This is a genomic window from Vibrio sp. JC009, from assembly GCF_029016485.1.
Taxonomy (GTDB): domain Bacteria; phylum Pseudomonadota; class Gammaproteobacteria; order Enterobacterales; family Vibrionaceae; genus Vibrio.
Genome location: NZ_CP092106.1, coordinates 2,507,497 through 2,527,116 on the forward strand (window position 1 = coordinate 2,507,497; position 19,620 = coordinate 2,527,116).

Sequence of the window (19,620 nt, forward strand, 5' to 3'; positions counted from 1 at the left end):
ATTAATTCATTACCCAAATAAGAGCGTTACAGATGGACACTAAAGATGTATCTGCAGAGATAGAAAGAGTACTGCAGGAACTTAGCAACCAGAATAAGCAACCAACCGTTGCTCTGGTTAAAGCAAGATTATCATCCCCAGTTCCTATGCCGGCAATTATTGCGGCAATCAAAAGCTGGAAGGGCTCGAATCGTGTTCCAAAAATAGAAGTTGCAGCGAAAACTGAAGGAGCCGCAGAAGAGCGCATTGCCAGGCTTGAAACTCTGGTTGCTGAACTTAGCGCAAGAATTGAAAAATTAGAGAAAGAACAATGAGAATCTGGGTTGATGCCGATGCCTGTCCAAAGGTAATCCGTGAAACGCTGTTCAGAGCAGCAGAGCGCACCGGGAAAGAGTGCTGTTTCGTGGCAAACCACCGAATTCCGGTTCCTGCCCGCAGTAATATCCGCAGCATTCAGGTAGAAAGCGGCTTTGATATTGCAGACAACGAGATAGTAAGAAGAGTCGAAGAGGGCGATCTGGTGATCACCTCCGATATTCCGCTGGCAGATGAAGTGATCACCAAAGGTGGTATGGCGTTGAGCCCAAGGGGCGAGCTCTATACTAAGGAGACCATCAAAGCCAGACTGAATATCCGCGACTTTATGGACACAATGCGCGCCAGCGGAGTCCAGACCGGCGGGCCAGCAGCGCTCTCGCAAACCGAGCGCAGGGAGTTTGCTAATCATCTGGACCGGATATTGGCGAAAGCAAGATAACTTTCAGCCATCAGCTATTAGAGGGGAAAGCTGACGGCTGATAGCCTGACTCTTATACACAAATATTAAAGTGACCAGAGAACGGTTCTCCCCCTTGAGTAAAAAAGCCTAACTGGTTGATAAAGTTAACAGAAGGGGGAGTTAGAGGGGGTTGGTTATACAAAATTTAACTAAATCGTAGAACCTTAAGCCTCGAAGAAACAACCCCTCCCAGCCTCCCCTTCGATGCTACTTCTTCGAAAATCCGGCCTTTCGAGGCCAAGGGGAGGAGCATACTTTGACTCCTTACACTTGTGTAAATACCAATCCCAGTAATTATCTGTTCATCCTTGCTTGTCAAAATCGCTAATAGCTAATTACTGGTATTGGTATAAGAGCAGACTGACAGCTTTACTTCAAATGATCCCAGGAAATATTCGAAACAATCCGGCAGTTATCGCATTTAAAGTAAAAAATATCATGCAGCGGTTCATCCAGTAGCCACTCGCCACCGCACTTAGGACATTTACGGCTGCGTTCAGCTTCCAGACTTTCGCCACCAACCCGGTACTGATAATAGTAAGTAGGGATCTTAGTGATATATTCGATCCGGCCGCGTAAATCCCAGCCCCGGCGGAACAGGTCACTCTCCGTTGACGTGATCTCTTTTAAAGCCGCATGCTCAGCTTTGCAGCCACCGGCCATCTGCAGTTCATCGCAGGCCTGCCACTCCGTCTGCCATTTAACCACAGCTTTATGGTCGCCATTCAGCGTCGGCCCATTTCTGTACAGAGGGATAGGAAGCAGGGTTTCACCACTTCTGAGCGGCGAGCAGGTGTGAACATAGGTGGTATAGAGAACCTGCCAGCCCGGTCTCTCTTCTTCAGCGACCTGTTCAGAGTTTAGATCTCTTCCCAGCACCCTCACCTTTGGCGATAAAAGCGCAGCACCAGATAACTCCTTGATACAGAAATTAACATAGTCCGAATGATTGTCCGGATGAAGGCTGTCTTCCTCAGGGCAGACAACCCTTACAGAAAAAGTGCCCTCTCCCATGGCGATGGGAAACTCTCTGCCAAGCACCTGCCCGTTATATCTGAGCGCTTCCATCAGGCCATTAATTGCTCTGTCCACGGCGCTGACGGTTGTATTGTCAAAGCATTCAAAAATCAGTTCTGTTACATACATAAATCTGTCAGCCTAAATCTCTGGAGTTAATTCGGTCAGAAACTCTTCCAGACTGCCTGCCAGAACATCCCTCTTATCCGTACCCAAACGCTCAAGGATGACGTTACCGGTGATATTGCAGATAGAAATCACATCCAGCTCCGCGTCAGTTGCCCCGATAAAGACCGTTGGTTTGAGCTTCAGACGTTTTTGGGTTACCAGATGACCAATAATATTTTCCTGCAGACGGACAAAATCGTCATCGCTCCACACCTGAAGCAGAGTAAACTCATTGCCACGCCAGCTCACATCCATATCAGAGCAGTACTGCGAGCCATAAAAACTCTTAATATCGTCATGCAGGCTAAGCTCCAGACCTTGTTCCAGATTTGAAAAGTCTGCCCTTTCATTCCTTGCAACAGGTTTCCAGTACACATTATCATCTTCTGTTCTGACAACACACGGAGAGGCCATTCCGGCTAGCTCTTCACTTTTCGGTAGTGATTGATATTTATTTTCCCAGCTCTCGATATAAAACTGAGAAAATGCGATTAATTTATTGGTAATCGTTTGTGTCATGTACGCCCCTGATGACAGTGAATCAGCTATTCAGTAGAATTAGTGACATTCTAGTCGATAATGTAATTTTAGTATGAGCAAATATTCTAACGCAAAAGAGCTTGCGGGTCTGACTCTTGGCCAAAAAACTGAATACCAAAACCAGTATGATGCAGGATTGCTGCAACCCGTACCAAGAAGCCTTAACCGCGACGATCTGTCTCTTGGCGAAGAATTACCCTTTCTGGGGTACGACATCTGGACGCTTTACGAACTGTCCTGGCTGAACTCAAAAGGCCTGCCACAGGTCGCTGTTGGCGAAGTTTCTATACCGGCGTCCAGCTCAAACTTAATTGAATCTAAATCTTTCAAGTTATACCTGAACAGCTTTAACCAGACAAAATTTGCTGACTGGGAAACCGTTCAGAAAACACTTAAAGAAGATCTGAGTCAGTGCGCAGAAGGAGACGTGTCAGTAAAACTGAATGCCCTCGGCCACTACACAAATCAGCCTGTTGTAAATATGCAGGGTGAATGCATCGATGATCTGGATATTGAAATATCGGACTATGAGTTCAATTCCGATCTGCTCAAGGATGCAACTCTGGAGAACGAAATTACAGAAACTCTGCACAGCCACCTGCTGAAATCTAACTGCCTGATCACTAATCAGCCAGACTGGGGTAGCGTGGAAATTTCTTATACCGGCAAGCAGATAAACCGGGAAGCGCTGTTAAGATATATCGTCTCTTTCCGGGAACACAATGAATTTCATGAGCAGTGTGTAGAGCGGATTTTCACTGATATTCAAAAATACTGCAGCCCGGACTCTCTGACCGTTTATGCCAGATATACCCGACGAGGGGGGCTGGATATTAACCCGTTCCGCTCTTCAACCGCCAGCGGGCCAAAGCACAACAACAGACTGGCTCGTCAATAACAAACTTTACGTAGTGATACCTTTAATGCTGTATAGAATTATTTCTTTATTACTGGTTACTTTTCTGCTTAGTTTCAGCCTGAATGTTAGGGCTGAAACCAGCACTCCCTTGCTGGATGATGCAGTCAAGCTGATTGAAATTAATCCGCAGCAATCACTGGACATTGCCTACCGGTACCTCTCATCACGCAAGTTAGTTACCGAACAAAATGCTAAGGGACGTACCATGGGGCGCGACGATTCCGAAGCGGACCTTCGCACACCAATTACGACCATTGAAGCGCTTCTTATTGTTTCCCGCTCTCATCTGGCTCTGAAAAACGGCCCGCAGGCTCTTGAGTATGCCGATCAGGCAGAAGCGATCGCAAGAAAGTACGGGCTGTTCAGTCTGACAACCGAAGCGCAGATCCATAAAGCTTCAGTTCTGTGGCAAACCAGCCTGAGCGATGACAAAGTCCGGCCGCTGCTCACTCTTATTGAAGAGTCCCTGAAAAAATCGCAACTTGATAAGCTGTCAATAAACAAGTTCTGGTATCAGCTCACCGTTCAGAAAGCACAAATCGCCTCTTCACTCAATCAGACAGAGCCTGCTGATAATCTATTTGAACAGGCTAAAGTCTATCTGAGTGAATTCAACGACCCGCATATTCAGATATCGTATGCTCAGGAGCTGGGTAAGCATAATCTGCGTTATATGCGCTTTAATCAGGCATTATACAGCCTTCTTGGCGCATACTGGCAGGCTGTCGAAAAAGATCTGCCGGATTCGCTGGCAAAAACAAACCGCATGCTGGCAGATCTCTACATAAAAAGAAATGCACTGGATAAGGCGCTTGATCACCTGTCTCAGGCCGCTGACTTTTACGACAACTACGGGGACTCACCTGTACTCTCTGGCGTATTGAATGATATGGCGAATATCTACTATCAGCAGGGAAGATATAACCTGGCGCTGGTTTATTACTTTAATGTTCTGGACGGCGAATCTATGCAAAGCAGCCTGGAGAAAGTGATAGAACTGCGGTTAAACCTGGCAAACACCTATTTACAACTATATAACTATCCACTTGCAGAGCAATATGTAAACAATGCAGAGTCACTATTAAGTTTCACGCTTTATGAAGGCATGAAAGCGCGCTCTCTGCTCATTCAGGCTGAACTGGATAGCCAGCTGAACCAGAAAGAACAAGGTATTAATAAAGCGCTAAAGGCCCTTGAATTAGGCAAAAAAGTCAGCGACCGTGAAATAGAAATAGCAGCTCATCTTTTATTATCTTCTATTTATCATGATATCAGCGATTATAAAAACGCCCTCAGCCATTTACAAACATATAACAATTTAACTTTCCAGAAGAGAAATCAACTATCAGAAATAACCGAAGAAGACTTTGTTCAGCAGCAGCAATTTATAGGTAAGTCTATTCACTATAAGAGCCAGGAAGAACAATTAACGGAAAGCAGAAAAGAAATAGCCAGATATCGCAACATTGGCACTGCGGTACTCCTGCTTTCAGCTTTATTATTTGCTCTCTTTCTATATAGAGGAGTGATAATTAGAAGAATGAAAACTCAGCTCAGTGAGTTATATAAAGACCACTATACTCACCCAAGATCGGGCCTGAGAAACCTGCGCCTTCTTAATGTAAAACTGCCCTCTTCACTGGAGAAAAGCAGTGCCAACTTTGAGCAATGGCAGACAGGGGAACTTATCCATGAACCTTTGCATGATAAATTACGCTTTATCATGATTGATTTACCTTTTCTGAAAACCACTTATCTTAAAAAAGGATATAAAGCCGGACTTGAGCTGGAAAGAAACTTCGGTGAATTTATTAAGTCAAAGATAGAAAGCCCGGCTAGGCTTTACCACTTCTCTGATGCTATGTTCCTGTACGTTACGCCAAACACCAATCCGCAAGAAGGTGCAGAACAACTGTTTGAAAAATTCAACCAGTGGATAGCAGAATTTGAGCCGGAGCAGGATATAGAAAAAGTACTGCGCGCCGGTATTGCAGACTATCCTTTCTTGCCGAAAGCCTATACCGCCATAAATGATAAAGAGCTGATTGACATATTACTAATGGCGCTGGATATGGCACGCAAACTAACCATTGAGCATAGTGGCAACCATTGGGTTAATCTGAAAGCTATCGATAACGCGCCAGCGGCCAGTTTTGCGGGTGATGACATACGGGCTGCATGTGAAAAAGCAGCCGGGAAAGGGTTAATTAAAATACATTCTTCTTATAAAATTGAGGAAGACATCATAGATCTTGAATCGACTGATTAAATTATCATCAATTATTAATAATTTTAAATGCAGTGACAAAAATATTTGTTATTATTTATCGGTTAAATCTTATTAGGGGTATTTTTACACTTTGTCTTTATGAGTGAAATAGAAGTAGATGCTCATCCTGAATTCATTCAGAAACTTGAACATCTGAAGTTAAAGTTACAACAGGCACGTCTCGCTCAACGCGATACCTCACTGAAAAGCACGAGAGAACTCAAAGTTCTTAAGCGTGTTATTGCCAATCTTGGTAATGCGTGTGTTGGATATCATGAAAAGCTTGACCAGGAAGTAACTTCTATACAAAAATCTCTGGAACAGAAGCACGATATTAGTAAGCTTATCCCTAAGCTTGCTATACTTGAACGTGCGCTTAAAGAAAATACCCGTAAAATGGAAACTGAAAAAAGTCACTTAGACGAACGTATAAAGAACAGCGGAGAGACCCTCCAACGAGTACCAGGCCTGCCAGCCCAGCTAAAACGCGACCTGAGGAACTTACTAAGTTTTCCATCATCAAGAAGCTCATCCCAGCTTGATCAAGCCATACGTCTTCTCGGAATTTACGAGAACGCAATGAAAATCATCACCTCCAATTCTGCCCATTCTCTGGCGCATGATGGTGAGTTTAACAGTGAGCTTCTCAATAAGATTTCCGAGCAATTACAATCCCTTATAACTGAGATAGATTTTGACGGAGAGTCAGGCTTTTTACTCAGTGATATCCGGATTAAGCTGCTTGACGGAGTCAGTGCAGAAGCCCTGCTTGAATTGACAATTCAGGTATTAAAGCTGGTTATTGAGGGCACTCATTTCGAAAGAAAGACCTCTGAGAAGTTTCTCGGTCAGGTTACCGGTTCCCTCACGCAGGTCATCGGCGGTAATGTCAAAAACATAGAACAAGCCGATTCATACTCCGGTCACCGAGCTCAGATGGCTAATGAGCTGCACTCCTTATCCCAGGAAAGCCAGGCTGCACTTGATAAAGCACCCGAGCTCGAAGCAGCAAGATCGGCACTGAACCCTCTTCTTGAGCAGATAAACATGCTGTCTGAACGCTTACAGCATAATGAGCAGAGAGAGCAGATGCTGCTTGAGCGGATGAAACACAACCAAAGACAGCTGGAAAGTCTTCAGGAACTGGCTCAGAACCATAAGCGCCGCCTGGATGAGCAGTCCAAACGTCTGCTGCAGGATCCTCTGACCAATGTATTCAACCGTACTGCATTTATAGAAAAACTTGAAGTTGAATACCATAAGTGGATTCGTACCCAGCATCCGCTGCATCTGATGCTGATCGATATCGACAGCTTTAAGTCTCTTAATGACAGCTTTGGCTATACCGCCGGCGATAAAGCGCTGAAAATTATCGCAAGAACCATCTCAAAAGAGCTTGGTGAGAAAGACATTATTGCCCGCTTCTCTGGTGAGGAGTTTATCCTTATTCTTCCGGAATCGGGAGAGAATGGCGTCAGAAGCCTTTCTGAAAAGCTTCAGCTTCAGATAAGCAAGCTGCCATTTAAGTTCAGGGATCAAAATATCACTGTCACCGCTTCTATCTCTATGACAATGTTACAGGATTCAGATACCCCTGAGCTGGTTCTTGAAAGGCTTAACGCTGCCCTTAATGAAGCAAAAATGAAAGGCAGTAACCAGTCTATCTTTAAATAGCAAGCCCAGCCTCTTTCTATTATCCCCGCGTCACCTCAAAACTGCCTTAAATATGTTGGAGTTACCCTCTTTTCGTTATATGGTTAACATAAATATAACAATACTTCCTATATGAAGGAGGAACCATGATTACCCATATTAGCCCTGCGGGCAGCATGGATATGCTTTCCCAGCTCGAAGTAAAACGGCTGAAAAAAGAAGCCACCAGCGATCTTTACCAGTTATACCGAAACTGTACCCTGGCTGTGCTGAACTCCGGCAGTCATACCGACAATTCCAACGAACTGCTGAGCAAGCACCTCGACTTTGACGTAGACGTAGTCAGCCGGGAAAGAGGAATCAAGCTTGAGCTGAATAATCCCCCGGAAGATGCCTTTGTCGACGGGACCATTATCAAAGGGATTCAGGAACACCTGTTTTCTGTTCTCAGGGATATTGTGTACGTCAATATGCATGTAGCACAGATGCATCAGGAAAATCAGCACGACCCCGTCCATCTTACCAATCTGGTTTTTGCCATACTGAGAAACGCCGGCGCACTGCACCCAGGCATAGATCCCAACCTGGTTGTCTGCTGGGGCGGACACTCCATTAATCCGGTTGAATACCAGTACACCCGCGAAGTGGGCCACGAGCTTGGACTCAGGGAGCTGAATATATGTACCGGATGCGGACCGGGCGCTATGGAAGGCCCGATGAAGGGCGCAGCCATCGGACACGCTAAGCAACGATATGGCCACCAGCGCTATATTGGCCTGACTGAGCCATCCATAATTGCAGCTGAGCCGCCAAACCCCATCGTTAACGAACTGATTATCATGCCTGATATCGAAAAGAGGCTGGAAGCCTTTGTTCGTATGGCGCACGGGATTGTAATCTTCCCCGGAGGCCCGGGCACAGCAGAGGAGCTGCTCTATATTCTGGGAATAATGATGCACCCGGATAATATCGACCAGCCTATGCCTATTGTTCTCACCGGCCCTAAAGAGAGCGAGGCCTACTTCCGCTCGCTGGATAAATTTATCGGCGAAACTCTGGGCAAAAACGCTCAGAGGCAGTACACCATTGTGGTTGATGATCCGGCTAAAGCCGCCCAGATCATTAAAGAAGCCATGCCGGAAGTAAGAGAGCACCGCAAGGAAACGGAAGATGCTTACAGTTATAACTGGTCACTGAAGGTCCCGGCAGAGTTCCAGTACCCATTTGATCCGACCCATGAAAGCATGGCTGCACTGGATTTACATCTGGCGCAACCACCTGAAGCTCTGGCGTCGAACCTGCGTAAAGCCTTCTCGGGCATTGTGGCAGGTAATGTGAAATCAGACGGGATAAGAGAGATCGAAAAACACGGTCCCTTTACCCTGAATGGCGATCCGGTTCTGATGAAAAAAATGGATACACTTCTGCAAGATTTCGTCGATCAGTTCAGAATGAAGCTACCGGGTTCGGAATATGTTCCGTGTTATACCATCGCTGACTCGCATGAGGCTTAGTTCTTTTTCCTGAGCCTGTGAATTAATCCGATACTTGTTATAGAATAAGGGCTTTCCAAAGCCCTTATTTTTTACTGATATACATGCCTATCCACTTAGTGATCATCGATGCATTAAACCTGATTCGCCGGGTACACTCTGTGCAGCCTGATCCCACAGATATAACAAGAACCATAGAGACCACCAAACGGACTCTTAACCGTATTATCTCAGAATCACAGCCGACTCATATTATTGCGGTATTTGACCATCACCTGCAGGACAGAGGCTGGCGGGCAGAGATACTGCCCACCTACAAGCAGAACAGAAAGCCGATGCCGGAACCTCTGCTTAACGGCCTGGACAGCATTCAGGACGCATGGTGGGAGCTGGGCATTGATTCACTACTATCAGAAGGTGATGAAGCCGATGATCTGGTCGCAACACTGGCAGTAAAGGTGGCCGGTCACGGAGAAAAGGTGACCATAGTCTCCACCGATAAAGGCTACTGCCAGCTTCTGGCTCCCACACTTCAGATCAGAGACTACTTCCAGCACCGCTGGCTGGACACTCCGTTTATCGAAAACGAATTCGGCGTCTCCCCCTCACAGCTCGCAGACTACTGGGGCATGACAGGCGTTAGCTCAAGCCAGGTGCCGGGTATCCCCGGCGTAGGACCAAAAGCAGCCAAAGAGATACTAAACCAGTTCCCGGATATTGAAACTGCGTATAACTCCGAAGAACTTGCGCCGAAATACCGCAAAAAGTTCGATGAACATATTGAAATGGCGAGGGTGTGTAAGCGGGTTTCTACGCTTAAGACGGATATTGAGCTTGGGTTTAATTTGCAGGATATAAGGTTTACGGGGAAAGGATAAAGAGGGCGATGGGTTATGGGGGCGTTCGCTTCGCTCGCTAGAGGGCAATAGGGTAAGGATCAACCCCATAGCCCCATAGCCCCATAATATCCCGACTAACTTTACCTAGGCGATATATTCGACAAACACTGCACATGCACCGTAATCTCTTCCCGGTCATGATACAGATGCTTAGCCTGCAGCTTAAACTTCACCCCATTTTCAATCAGGAAAAGCTTAAGGTTTTCGATATCTTCCAGCACCTCATCGTAGCGGCCTTTCATTGGCAGTTTCAGGTTGAAGATAGCCTCTTTTGCCCAACCGCTGATGATCCACTCACCCATTAGCTGAGCGACGCGGGAAGGTTTTTCTACCATGTCACACACCAGCCAGGTGACGTTTTTCTTGGCTGGTTCAAACTTAAAGCCATCTTCCATATGGTGCTTCACCTGACCGGTTTCCATCAAGCTGTCTGCCATCATGCCGTTGTCCACCGAATGGACAAACATGGAGCGCTTAACCAGCTGATAGGTCCAGCCACCCGGGCAGGCGCCTAAATCGACACCCCACATACCGGATGCAAGGCGCTCATCCCACTCATTTTTCGGGATAAATACATGAAAGGCTTCTTCCAGCTTCAGAGTAGAGCGGCTTGGTGCATCTGCCGGGAACTTAAGGCGAGGAATACCCATAAAGAACTGCGAATTATTGCCCGTTAAGGAGTAACCAACAAAACAGTGTCCCGACTCAACAAAGCAGACATGCAGAACCGGCTTTTTCGGGTTCTCTTTGTTAAACAGAATGCCTTTACCGCGCAGTGCCTGACGAAGAGGCACAGTAAATTTGCGGCAGAACTTAAGCAGCTCTTTTGCTTCATTGGTATCCGGTGTCTCAATACGAATATCGCCACAACGCGGGAAGGCTTCAATATCAGCCAGCTCCTGCAGAATCGGAGAGATACGGTCAGATGAGGGTAAATCGGTAAACTCAGCGGCTACAGCAAACATCTGGCGGGCAAAGATCAGCGAGCTGAATTCAAGCTCTTTTACCAGCTTTTCAGCATCACCTTCCTGGTAACACTCAAACAGAACGAAACCTGAATTGTTCTTAACGCGTGGAAATCCGTATACCTCAAGATTGGTCGCTTTATCCTGGATTTCACCTGCGCACTCCTTTTCAAATCCGGAGCGGCAATAGAGCATTAACTGTTTCACTGTGTTACCTCATTTTCTTTTTGACCTGTTAGCCAAATAAGTTAGTTTCATAGCCGCAAAGCGGATGCAAGATCATATAGCAATTTGCCGCGATGAAAAGCTTTTTATCTCTGCTCACTGGCCGCCTTAGCCAGCATCCAGTCACGAAACTTTGCCACCCTGCCGCTATCGGCATTTTTGTCATGGCAGACGACATAAAACGCATTCTTACTGACCAGCACTTCATCAAAGGGGGCCACCAGACGACCTGCATCGATCTCCGGCCGGGCTAACACATTGTTTCCAAGGGCAATCCCCTGACCGTGAGCGGCAGCCTGCAATACCATTGTCGAGTGACTGAAAATAGGTCCGTGGTTTACATTAACCCCTTCAATTTCATTTTGTTTTACAAACTGCTTCCAGTCCTTTCGCGATGTATCGTGCAAAAGTGTAAATCGCCCAAGATCTTCTAATGATTCTAATGGGTTATCACCAAGCATAAACCGGGGAGAACACAGAGGAACCAGGTACTCCTGATAGAGTTTATCGGCTTTTAAACCCGGCCAGCTCCCTCTGCCATAGTAGATGGCGACGTCCACATCATCGGTCAGAGAGCCTTCATCCAGATCAACCGCTTTAATCCGCACATCTATATCCGGCTCTTTCTGATTAAAGTCAGCCAGTCTCGGCACCAGCCACTGAATAGCAAAACTGGGAGGAAGACTAATGGTTAATGCCCCCTTTTCACTTCTTTCCAGAACTTTATCCGTCGCATCGGCTATTGAAGTGAATATATCTTTTATATCCAGAAAATAACTTTGCCCTTCTTCTGTGAGCAAAAGAGAGCGATTTCTGCGCCTGAATAACTTGATGCCCAGGTACTCTTCCAGGGCCTTTATCTGATGGCTCACCGCCGCCTGAGTAACAAACAGCTCTTCCGCAGCCCTTGTAAAACTTAGCTGTCTGGCAGCGGCTTCAAATACTCGCAGTGAATTAAGAGGGGGTAATCGTCTGGACATAATGTATCTCATCAATAAGGACAGAAGGCTCGACATCTATCCATTAGTTTTTTTTATGCGAAACATTATAAATTGTCCATTGCGGATCAGCCAGAGAAATTCTATATTTCCCCCCGCAACGAAGCCGGAACGGCATGATTCCTCCTGAATCAATCGGCTTATTGTTGCGATGTTGTGTTTGCAAAACTCAATTTTGAGTTAGGTAGATTTCTACCAACCTGTTATGTATTTACACCTTAGATATGTAACACATACTTCCTGTATTATTTTTGACCTGTCTGTCAAAAAGATTATTTATGCACTGCCTGATGGCGGTGCTTTTTTTTGCTTAAAATTTAGGGTTATGGGGTTATGGGGTTATGGGGTTATGGGGTTATGGGGTTATGGGGTTATGGGGTTATGGGGTTATGGGGTTATGGGGTTATGCAAGATTTGATTCGACTGCACATGATGTCAAACTTTTTTAGCTTTTCCCTATAGCCCTATCCCCTAAAGGGCAAAGCCCGTCCCCATAGCCTATACCCCAGATTCAAAAAAAGGATACCGAAGCATCCTTTTTCAACAAAACAAAATGATAAGTAAAAGTTACGGCCTATAAACCTTAACATTCTCAAACCCCTGCTCCTTCAAATACAGCGCCTGAAGCTTACTCATCACTCCGCGGTCACAGTACAGAAGGTAGGATTTGGACTGGTCTAAGTCGCCAAACTTAGTCGCTAGCTTATAGAACGGAAGATGTTTCACTTCTACGCCGTCGATTTCCAGCGGGTTTTCATCTTCTTCGTCCGGGCTGCGGATATCCAGTACGATGGCGTGCTCGTGCACTGCATCAACCAGTTCAACTTCCGGAGCCTGCTCCTGGGTTTCTTTTTCGATATCGCGGATATCCATTACGCGGGCGTTATAAACCACCTGCTCAAGTACAGAGAAATCGAACTTCTCTTCTTCCGCTTCCAGCTTAGCTTTCACCGCTTTTACGGTTGGCTTTCTGGAGATAACACCGCAGTATTCCGGCATAACTTTGGCAAAATCTTCTGTACCGATATCGCGGGACAGGTTGATAATGTCTTCTTTATCCCAGTTGATAAGCGGACGTAGAATCAGAGTATCGGTTACACCATCGATATGGCGAAGGTTTGTCAGTGTCTGGCTGGACACCTGACCCAGCGCTTCACCGGTAACCAGAGCCTGAATGCCAAACTTCTCAGCAAGCATACCACCGGCACGCATAAACATACGCTTAAGCACAACGCCCATCTGACCGTCGTCTACCTTCTCCAGGATTTCAGCAACCACTGGTTCAAAATCCACGGCGATAAACTTCACCTTGGCCGAAGAGCCGTACTTGTTCCACAGGAAGTGAGCCACCTGCTTAACACCGATTTCATGCGCGGGACCGCCAAGGTTAAAGAAGCAGTAATGGGTCTTAGAACCGCGTTTGATATGCAGGTAACTTGAAACACCTGAATCAAAGCCGCCTGAAATCAGGCTAAGAACATCTTCCTGAGTGCCCAGAGGGAAACCGCCCAGACCTTTATGACGTGCGATAACCTGATTCAGCTTGTCGCTGGCAATTTCAATATTGACCGTCACATCCGGGTTATGTAGTTTTACTTTTGCACTTTCAACCGCCTGATTCAGGCCGCCACCAACATAGCGCTCAAGTTCGATAGAAGTAAATTCATGCTTACCGCGACGCTTAACACGCACCACAAAAGTCTTGTCTTGAATCTTGCTGCGGCTTAGCTCAAGCACCTGCTCGTAGATATCGTGCATATCCTTAAATTCAGACTGCTGAACTTCAAGGCTATGGTGAATACCCGGAGTCTGAGTCAGGATAGTTAAAACTTGTTGGTAATACTCATCACTGTTAGCCGTTACCTCAATATGGTCACGACGGTTGAACACAGCAACAGATTCCGTTTGGCGCTGGATGATGTTTCTCAGGTTACATTCCAGAATTCGGGTAAATCGCTTACGTACCGATTCACTCTTAACAAAAATCTCCGGATGAGGCTTAACAATAAATTTCATAGGTTGCTTCGCTGTACAAAAATCAGGCGCGCGATTATACACGAGTTTGGGTGTCGGAGGAATAGGGTTATGGGGTTATGGGGTTATGGGGTTATGGGGTTATGGGGTTATGGGGTTATGGGGTTATGGGGTTATGGGGTTATGGGGTTATGGGGTTATGGGGTTATGGGGTTATGGGGTTATGGGGTTAGGGGGTTATGGGGTTATGGGGTTATGGGGTTATGGGGTTATGGGGTTATGGGGTTATGGGGTTATGGGGTTATGGGGTTATGGGGTTATGGGGTTATGGGGTTATGGGGTTATGGGGTTATGGGGTTATGGGGTTATGGGGTTATGGGGTTATGGGGTTATGCAAGATTTGATTCGACTGCACATAATGTCAAGCTTTTTTAGCCTTTCCCTATAGCCCTATTCCCCTAAAGGGCAAAGCCCGTCCCCATAACCTATACTACAGAATCAAAAAAAAATGGATTGGATGAAAAAGCGGACTCTCGCCCGCTTTTTCTATTACTGCTGATTATTCCCCTGCACACTCACCTCATCGCTAAAGTGAGGTTTACCCTGCAGGATACCGATTTCCACTCGCCGGTTTTGTGCCCGCAGAATCGGGGTTGAGTTATCGTTAAGCGGCTCTGTATCTGCCATACCCTGAACTCTCAGGCGGGAGTGATTGAAGCCTTTCACTTTTTCCATCTCATGTGCAACGGAAACGGCACGCTGAGAGGAGAGATCCCAGTTAGAGCGGTAAAGCTCGGAGTCCAGCACCTGGTTATCTGTATGGCCAGAAATTCTGACGACGCCCGGAACATCTTTAACCAAGTCAGCTATCTGCCTTACCAGCGGTCTGAACTTAGGCTGAAGGAAAGCAGAACCTGCCGGGAAGGCACCCTTCTCGCGAATCCGGATAATGATCTCCTGACCCAGGTTTTCTACTTCAATCGCACCCTGGTCAATTTCACGCTCCAGCGCTTTCTTGATACTTTCTTCCAGAGAATCTGTCTCTTCCGCGGCGGACTGAGCCTGGTCAGTCTGCTCCTGTTCAATATCCTTCGCGGCATCCTCACTCTGACTCATCTTGGTTGAAGTTTCCGGCGACTGTCCGCCCGTCATCTTACCCTGCTCGCGGTTTTTACCACCGGCACGGTCAGACTCACCCTCATGGAAATCCAGAGTCTGCTGAGTAATATCGATAGTCTGCTGCATAATAACGTCGATAGGCGTCGGCTCAGGCCTGCCCGGACGGAACTCCTGAGCGATCACACTGGTACCTTTAGGGATATCTTTTACCTCAAGGCGGTTTTGCACACCGAAGGCAAATTTCATGGAACCGGCAATCTGTTTAAACTTCAGTACGTCCATTTCTGAGAACGACAGCAGAAGTACGAAAAAGCACATCAAAAGTGACATCAGGTCGGCGAACGTACCCATCCACGCGGGGAGACCGGGTGGCGGGCATTTGCAATCTTCTTCTTCCATTGCGGCTACTCCCCGTTACTCACTGTCAACATCAAGAACGCGCTTCTTCTCGTTCAGATAGTTCTTCAGATAGCCATCAATAACACGCGGGTTCTGTCCATCCTGAATCGCTAACACGCCATCCATAATCAATCTGCGGTTTAGTTTTTCCTGCTCTTTACGTAAGGATAGTTTATCGGCAATCGGGAAGAACAACATGTTTGCCAGAATCGCACCATAAAGCGTTGTCAAAAGGGCAACCGCCATCGCAGGACCAATGGACTTAGGGTCATCCATGTTTGAAAGCATGGCTACCAGACCAACCAGGGTACCGATCATTCCCATCGCCGGTGCTACGTCACCAAACTGACGGAAAGCCTCACTACCCTGAGTATGTCGCTCTTCTGTCAGCGCGATATCCTTTGACATCGCAGCGCGCACAACCTCAGCGTCATGACCATCTACCAGAAGGTCGATACCTTTTTGCATAAAGCTGCTGGTTATTTCCATCTCTTCTAACGCAAGAAAACCGCCTTTACGTGCCGCATCGGCCATCTCTACAATTTTCGCGATCAGATCTTCCGGCTCGTCGGTCTTGAACATAAACGCCTTACCGGCGATCTTAAAGGCAGAGAAAAACTGCCCCATGGTGAATTTCATTAATACTACACAACAGGATCCCCCTACCACGATAAGTATCGACGTGACGTCGACAAACATACCAATGCTGCCACCAAGAATCATAGCCATGATTACGAAGGCAAAGGCACCTATCAAACCTATTAACGTTGCTAAATCCACTGAGCACCTCTTATGCTGTTACTTTCTACCGGACTTCTCTTTATCCGTTCAGCGTGAATGTTCATTCTATCGGCAAGAAACCGAGTTGTTTTAGGCATTTATTTGCAAAAGCATCACATTTTGCAAAAAAAGAGCCAGAAAACAGACTCTGACAACACCAGAATAAGCGTTACCGGGCTAAATTCCAAGTTAACACTCTCGAATAATAGCTATCACTCAGTCAGCAAATTATAATAGAGCTATTTGACCGGGCTTAACCTCTGAGGTAAGTTTCGTCCACTTCCCAAAAAGCAGAACGATTATGGCAAGCAAAAAACCTGAAAACATGACCTTCGAAGCCACCCTTGAGGAGCTGGATACGTTAGTAGAACAGCTTGAAAGCGGTGACCTTGCACTTGATGATGCTTTAAAAAAATTCGAAAGGGGAATATCGCTGGCAAGAGCCGGTCAATCAAAGCTGACGGAAGCAGAACAGAGAGTGTCTATTCTGCTCAGCAATGATGATCAGGCGCAGCTGTCTCCATTTCATCCATCCGGCCAGAGTGACGAAGAATAAATGCTGAATAACCTTCCGCTCTATCAGGAGCGTAACAGCCAACAGCTCAAGATTTGGCTGGATAAACTTGATCATCAAAATGAGTCCCTGATTCAGGCAATGCGCTACGGACTGGTTCTGGGTGGCAAGCGGGCAAGGCCGTTTCTTGTCTATGCCACAGGTGAAATGCTGGGATGCAGGTTAGAAGATCTTGATACTCCGGCATCTGCTATCGAGTGCATTCATGCCTATTCGCTGATCCATGATGACCTTCCTGCAATGGATGACGATGAATTAAGACGCGGCAAACCCACCTGTCATATCGAGTTTGATGAAGCGACTGCGATTCTTACCGGTGATGCTCTACAGACTCTGGCCTTTTCCATTTTGTCTGAAGGACACTTATCTTCTGAAGGCAAGTCTATGCGTGTCAAAATGATACAGTTTCTTGCACAGGCATCTGGCGCTCAGGGAATGTGCCTTGGTCAGGCCCTTGATCTTGGGGCCGAAAACCGCGCTGTCAGCCTGAATGAATTGGAGATAATTCACAGGAATAAGACAGGTGCACTGATAAAATGTGCCATTCGTATGGGAGCTTTATCTGCCGGAGAGAAAGGAGCTGAAATCCTTCCGGCGCTGGATAAGTATGCGGATACCGTAGGCCTTGCATTTCAGGTTCAGGATGACATCCTTGATATCATCGGCGATACCGAAACACTGGGTAAGCCTCAGGGTTCAGATCAGGAGCTGCATAAATCCACTTATCCTGCCCTGCTTGGACTGGAAGGTGCCAGAAAAAAAGCTGACGATCTTTTGGCTCAGGCACTTCATGCATTGGACACGATCCCGTACAATACTCAGTCACTCGAAGAGTTCGCCCGATATGTTGTCGAGCGCAAAAGTTAATACACAATAAGAAAGCGCCATATATGACTCTTGATATTTCCAGATATCCCACGCTCGCTCTGGCTGAAACGCCGGACGAGTTACGTACGCTGCCAAAAGAGACTCTGCCTAAGCTCTGTGATGAGTTGCGTACTTATCTGCTTAACTCCGTCAGCCAGTCCAGCGGACACTTAGCGTCAGGTTTAGGTACTGTAGAGCTAACTGTTGCTCTGCATTACGTTTACGAAACCCCGTTCGACCGTCTTATCTGGGATGTGGGCCACCAGGCTTATCCGCATAAAATCCTGACAGGGCGAAGAGATCAGCTACCGACAATACGGCAGAAAGACGGTTTGCACCCTTTCCCATGGCGCGAAGAAAGTGAATATGACGTACTTTCGGTGGGTCACTCCTCGACCTCTATCAGCGCAGCCTTAGGCATGGCTATCTCAGCTGAAAAAGAAGGCAAAGGGCGTAAGGTTGTCAGTGTTATCGGCGATGGTGCTATTACTGCTGGTATGGCTTTTGAGGCGATGAACCACGCCGGTGATATCCATAACGATATGCTGGTTGTACTTAACGATAACGAGATGTCTATTTCAGAAAATGTTGGCGCACTGAATAACCATCTTGCACAGGTGCTGTCCGGCAGTCTGTATACCTCCATTCGTGAAGGCGGTAAAAAAGTCCTTTCCGGCGTTCCGCCAATTAAAGAACTGGTCAAGCGCACGGAAGAGCACCTTAAAGGTATGGTCGTTCCGGGCACTATGTTTGAAGAGCTTGGCTTTAACTATATCGGACCTGTAGATGGTCATGATGTTAATGAACTGGTTAAGACGCTGAAAAATATGCGCGGTCTGAAGGGCCCTCAGTTCCTGCATATCATGACTAAAAAAGGCAAAGGCTACGAGCCGGCGGAAAAGGATCCTATCGGTTACCACGGCGTTCCGCGCTTTGATCCTAACGGCAGCAGCCTGCCAAAGAGCAACGGCACCAAACCGACCTTCTCTAAAGTATTCGGCGACTTCCTGTGCGATATGGCAGCTCAGGATGAAAAGCTAATGGCAATCACGCCGGCAATGCGCGAAGGCTCAGGCATGGTCCGCTTTTCTAAGGAATACCCTGAACAGTTTTTTGATGTTGCTATTGCCGAGCAGCATGCAGTCACTCTGGCAACAGGTATGGCGATTGCAGGCAACAAACCTATTGTGGCAATTTATTCCACCTTCCTGCAACGCGGCTATGACCAGCTAATCCATGATGTCGCCATTATGGATCTTCCGGTTATGTTTGCCATCGACCGTGCAGGTATTGTCGGACAGGACGGTCAGACCCACCAGGGTGCATTCGACCTCAGCTTTATGCGCTGTATTCCTAATATGATGATTATGGCGCCAAGTGATGAAAACGAGTGCCGTCAGATGCTCTACACAGGCCACCAGCATAACGGCCCGAGCGCTGTGCGCTACCCACGCGGGACCAGCATCGGCGCAGAAATCCAGAAAGAGATGACTGCACTGGAAATCGGCAAAGGCCGCATTGTCCGCCAAAGCGAGTCTAAGAAAGTCGCGGTGCTAAGCTTCGGCACCATGCTGGAAAGCACGTTAACCGCAGCAGAAGCCCTTGATGCAACCGTTGCGGATATGCGCTTTGTTAAGCCTCTGGATGAAGCTCTGATAACCGAACTGGCTCAAACCCACGACGTACTGGTAACCGTAGAAGAAAACGTCATCGCAGGCGGCGCAGGCGCCGGTGTGCTTGAGTTTATGATGAAGGAAAAACTGATTAAACCGGTACTGAATCTTGGTTTGCCTGATGAGTTTGTTTCGCAGGGAACGCAGGAGGAAGTTCTGGCGGAGCTTGGACTGGATGCGGAAGGGATTTTGGAATCTATTCGAGCTTATATGGATAAGTAGGGTGGATGGGGACGGACTTCGTCCTATAGGCCCTGGGCCCTGGGTTGTTCATTGGTACTTTCAGCACTGCAATAAAAAAGCTCATCAT

17 protein-coding genes are annotated in these 19,620 nt (G+C 47.0%); 10 read left to right on the top strand and 7 right to left on the bottom strand.

Annotated features, from left to right (window positions below):
- The first annotated feature begins 32 nt into the window (after nucleotides 1-32).
- A complete protein-coding gene (locus tag L3Q72_RS11150) occupies nucleotides 33-314 on the top strand; it encodes a hypothetical protein (protein WP_275130023.1) in 282 nt (93 codons plus the stop codon).
- Nucleotides 311-757, top strand: a complete 447-nt coding sequence (locus L3Q72_RS11155; RefSeq protein ID WP_275130024.1) for a YaiI/YqxD family protein — start codon at nucleotides 311-313, stop codon at nucleotides 755-757. Before L3Q72_RS11150 ends, L3Q72_RS11155 begins: the two co-directional genes overlap by 4 nt.
- Before the next feature lie 390 nt (nucleotides 758-1,147).
- Here L3Q72_RS11155 and L3Q72_RS11160 read toward each other — a convergent pair whose 3' ends face one another.
- Together L3Q72_RS11160 and syd are read right to left on the bottom strand one after the other, a co-directional pair.
- Complete coding sequence (locus L3Q72_RS11160; protein WP_275130025.1) at nucleotides 1,148-1,924, bottom strand: Zn-ribbon-containing protein; 777 nt, start codon at nucleotides 1,922-1,924, stop codon at nucleotides 1,148-1,150.
- A gap of 12 nt (nucleotides 1,925-1,936) precedes the next feature.
- A complete protein-coding gene (gene syd, locus L3Q72_RS11165) occupies nucleotides 1,937-2,482 on the bottom strand; it encodes a SecY-interacting protein (protein WP_275130026.1) in 546 nt (181 codons plus the stop codon).
- A 73-nt stretch (nucleotides 2,483-2,555) separates the two neighbouring features.
- On the opposite strand from syd, the gene queF reads away from it, so the two are divergent.
- From queF to xni, 5 genes are all read left to right on the top strand, one after another.
- Entirely contained in the window at nucleotides 2,556-3,401 is an 846-nt protein-coding gene (queF, locus tag L3Q72_RS11170) for an NADPH-dependent 7-cyano-7-deazaguanine reductase QueF (protein ID WP_275130027.1), read from the top strand.
- A gap of 25 nt (nucleotides 3,402-3,426) precedes the next feature.
- Nucleotides 3,427-5,691 carry a tetratricopeptide repeat protein gene (locus L3Q72_RS11175; protein WP_275130028.1) on the top strand — a complete coding sequence of 755 codons (2,265 nt, stop codon included), beginning with the start codon at nucleotides 3,427-3,429 and terminating at the stop codon, nucleotides 5,689-5,691.
- A 99-nt stretch (nucleotides 5,692-5,790) separates the two neighbouring features.
- Entirely contained in the window at nucleotides 5,791-7,365 is a 1,575-nt protein-coding gene (locus L3Q72_RS11180) for a GGDEF domain-containing protein (protein WP_275130029.1), read from the top strand.
- 125 nt (nucleotides 7,366-7,490) lie between these two features.
- On the top strand, nucleotides 7,491-8,858 hold the full coding sequence (gene ppnN / locus L3Q72_RS11185; RefSeq protein ID WP_275130030.1) for a nucleotide 5'-monophosphate nucleosidase PpnN: 1,368 nt from the start codon (nucleotides 7,491-7,493) through the stop codon (nucleotides 8,856-8,858).
- 83 nt (nucleotides 8,859-8,941) lie between these two features.
- Nucleotides 8,942-9,715 (top strand): flap endonuclease Xni, encoded by a 774-nt coding sequence (gene xni, locus L3Q72_RS11190; protein ID WP_275130031.1) that lies wholly within the window; start codon nucleotides 8,942-8,944, stop codon nucleotides 9,713-9,715.
- A 101-nt stretch (nucleotides 9,716-9,816) separates the two neighbouring features.
- On the opposite strand, the gene rlmM is transcribed toward xni, so the two are convergent.
- The 5 genes from rlmM to pomA all read right to left on the bottom strand — a co-directional run bounded on the left by rlmM (nucleotide 9,817) and on the right by pomA (nucleotide 16,196).
- Nucleotides 9,817-10,908, bottom strand: a complete 1,092-nt coding sequence (rlmM, locus tag L3Q72_RS11195) for a 23S rRNA (cytidine(2498)-2'-O)-methyltransferase RlmM (protein ID WP_275130032.1) — start codon at nucleotides 10,906-10,908, stop codon at nucleotides 9,817-9,819.
- A gap of 104 nt (nucleotides 10,909-11,012) precedes the next feature.
- Nucleotides 11,013-11,906, bottom strand: a complete 894-nt coding sequence (locus L3Q72_RS11200) for a transcriptional regulator GcvA (protein ID WP_275130033.1) — start codon at nucleotides 11,904-11,906, stop codon at nucleotides 11,013-11,015.
- Nucleotides 11,907-12,491: 585 nt separating this feature from the next.
- A complete protein-coding gene (thiI, locus tag L3Q72_RS11205; RefSeq protein ID WP_275130034.1) occupies nucleotides 12,492-13,940 on the bottom strand; it encodes a tRNA uracil 4-sulfurtransferase ThiI in 1,449 nt (482 codons plus the stop codon).
- A gap of 507 nt (nucleotides 13,941-14,447) precedes the next feature.
- Nucleotides 14,448-15,416 (bottom strand): flagellar motor protein MotB, encoded by a 969-nt coding sequence (locus tag L3Q72_RS11210; RefSeq protein ID WP_275130035.1) that lies wholly within the window; start codon nucleotides 15,414-15,416, stop codon nucleotides 14,448-14,450.
- A 15-nt stretch (nucleotides 15,417-15,431) separates the two neighbouring features.
- Complete coding sequence (pomA, locus tag L3Q72_RS11215) at nucleotides 15,432-16,196, bottom strand: flagellar motor protein PomA (RefSeq protein WP_275130036.1); 765 nt, start codon at nucleotides 16,194-16,196, stop codon at nucleotides 15,432-15,434.
- A 301-nt stretch (nucleotides 16,197-16,497) separates the two neighbouring features.
- Between pomA and xseB the strand changes: the two genes are divergently transcribed.
- The 3 genes from xseB to dxs are packed head-to-tail and all read left to right on the top strand — an operon-like array spanning nucleotide 16,498 to nucleotide 19,532.
- Complete coding sequence (gene xseB, locus L3Q72_RS11220; protein ID WP_275130037.1) at nucleotides 16,498-16,752, top strand: exodeoxyribonuclease VII small subunit; 255 nt, start codon at nucleotides 16,498-16,500, stop codon at nucleotides 16,750-16,752.
- Nucleotides 16,753-17,637, top strand: a complete 885-nt coding sequence (gene ispA, locus L3Q72_RS11225) for a (2E,6E)-farnesyl diphosphate synthase (RefSeq protein ID WP_275130038.1) — start codon at nucleotides 16,753-16,755, stop codon at nucleotides 17,635-17,637.
- 23 nt (nucleotides 17,638-17,660) lie between these two features.
- On the top strand, nucleotides 17,661-19,532 hold the full coding sequence (dxs, locus tag L3Q72_RS11230; protein ID WP_275130039.1) for a 1-deoxy-D-xylulose-5-phosphate synthase: 1,872 nt from the start codon (nucleotides 17,661-17,663) through the stop codon (nucleotides 19,530-19,532).
- Nucleotides 19,533-19,620: the final 88 nt, after the last annotated feature.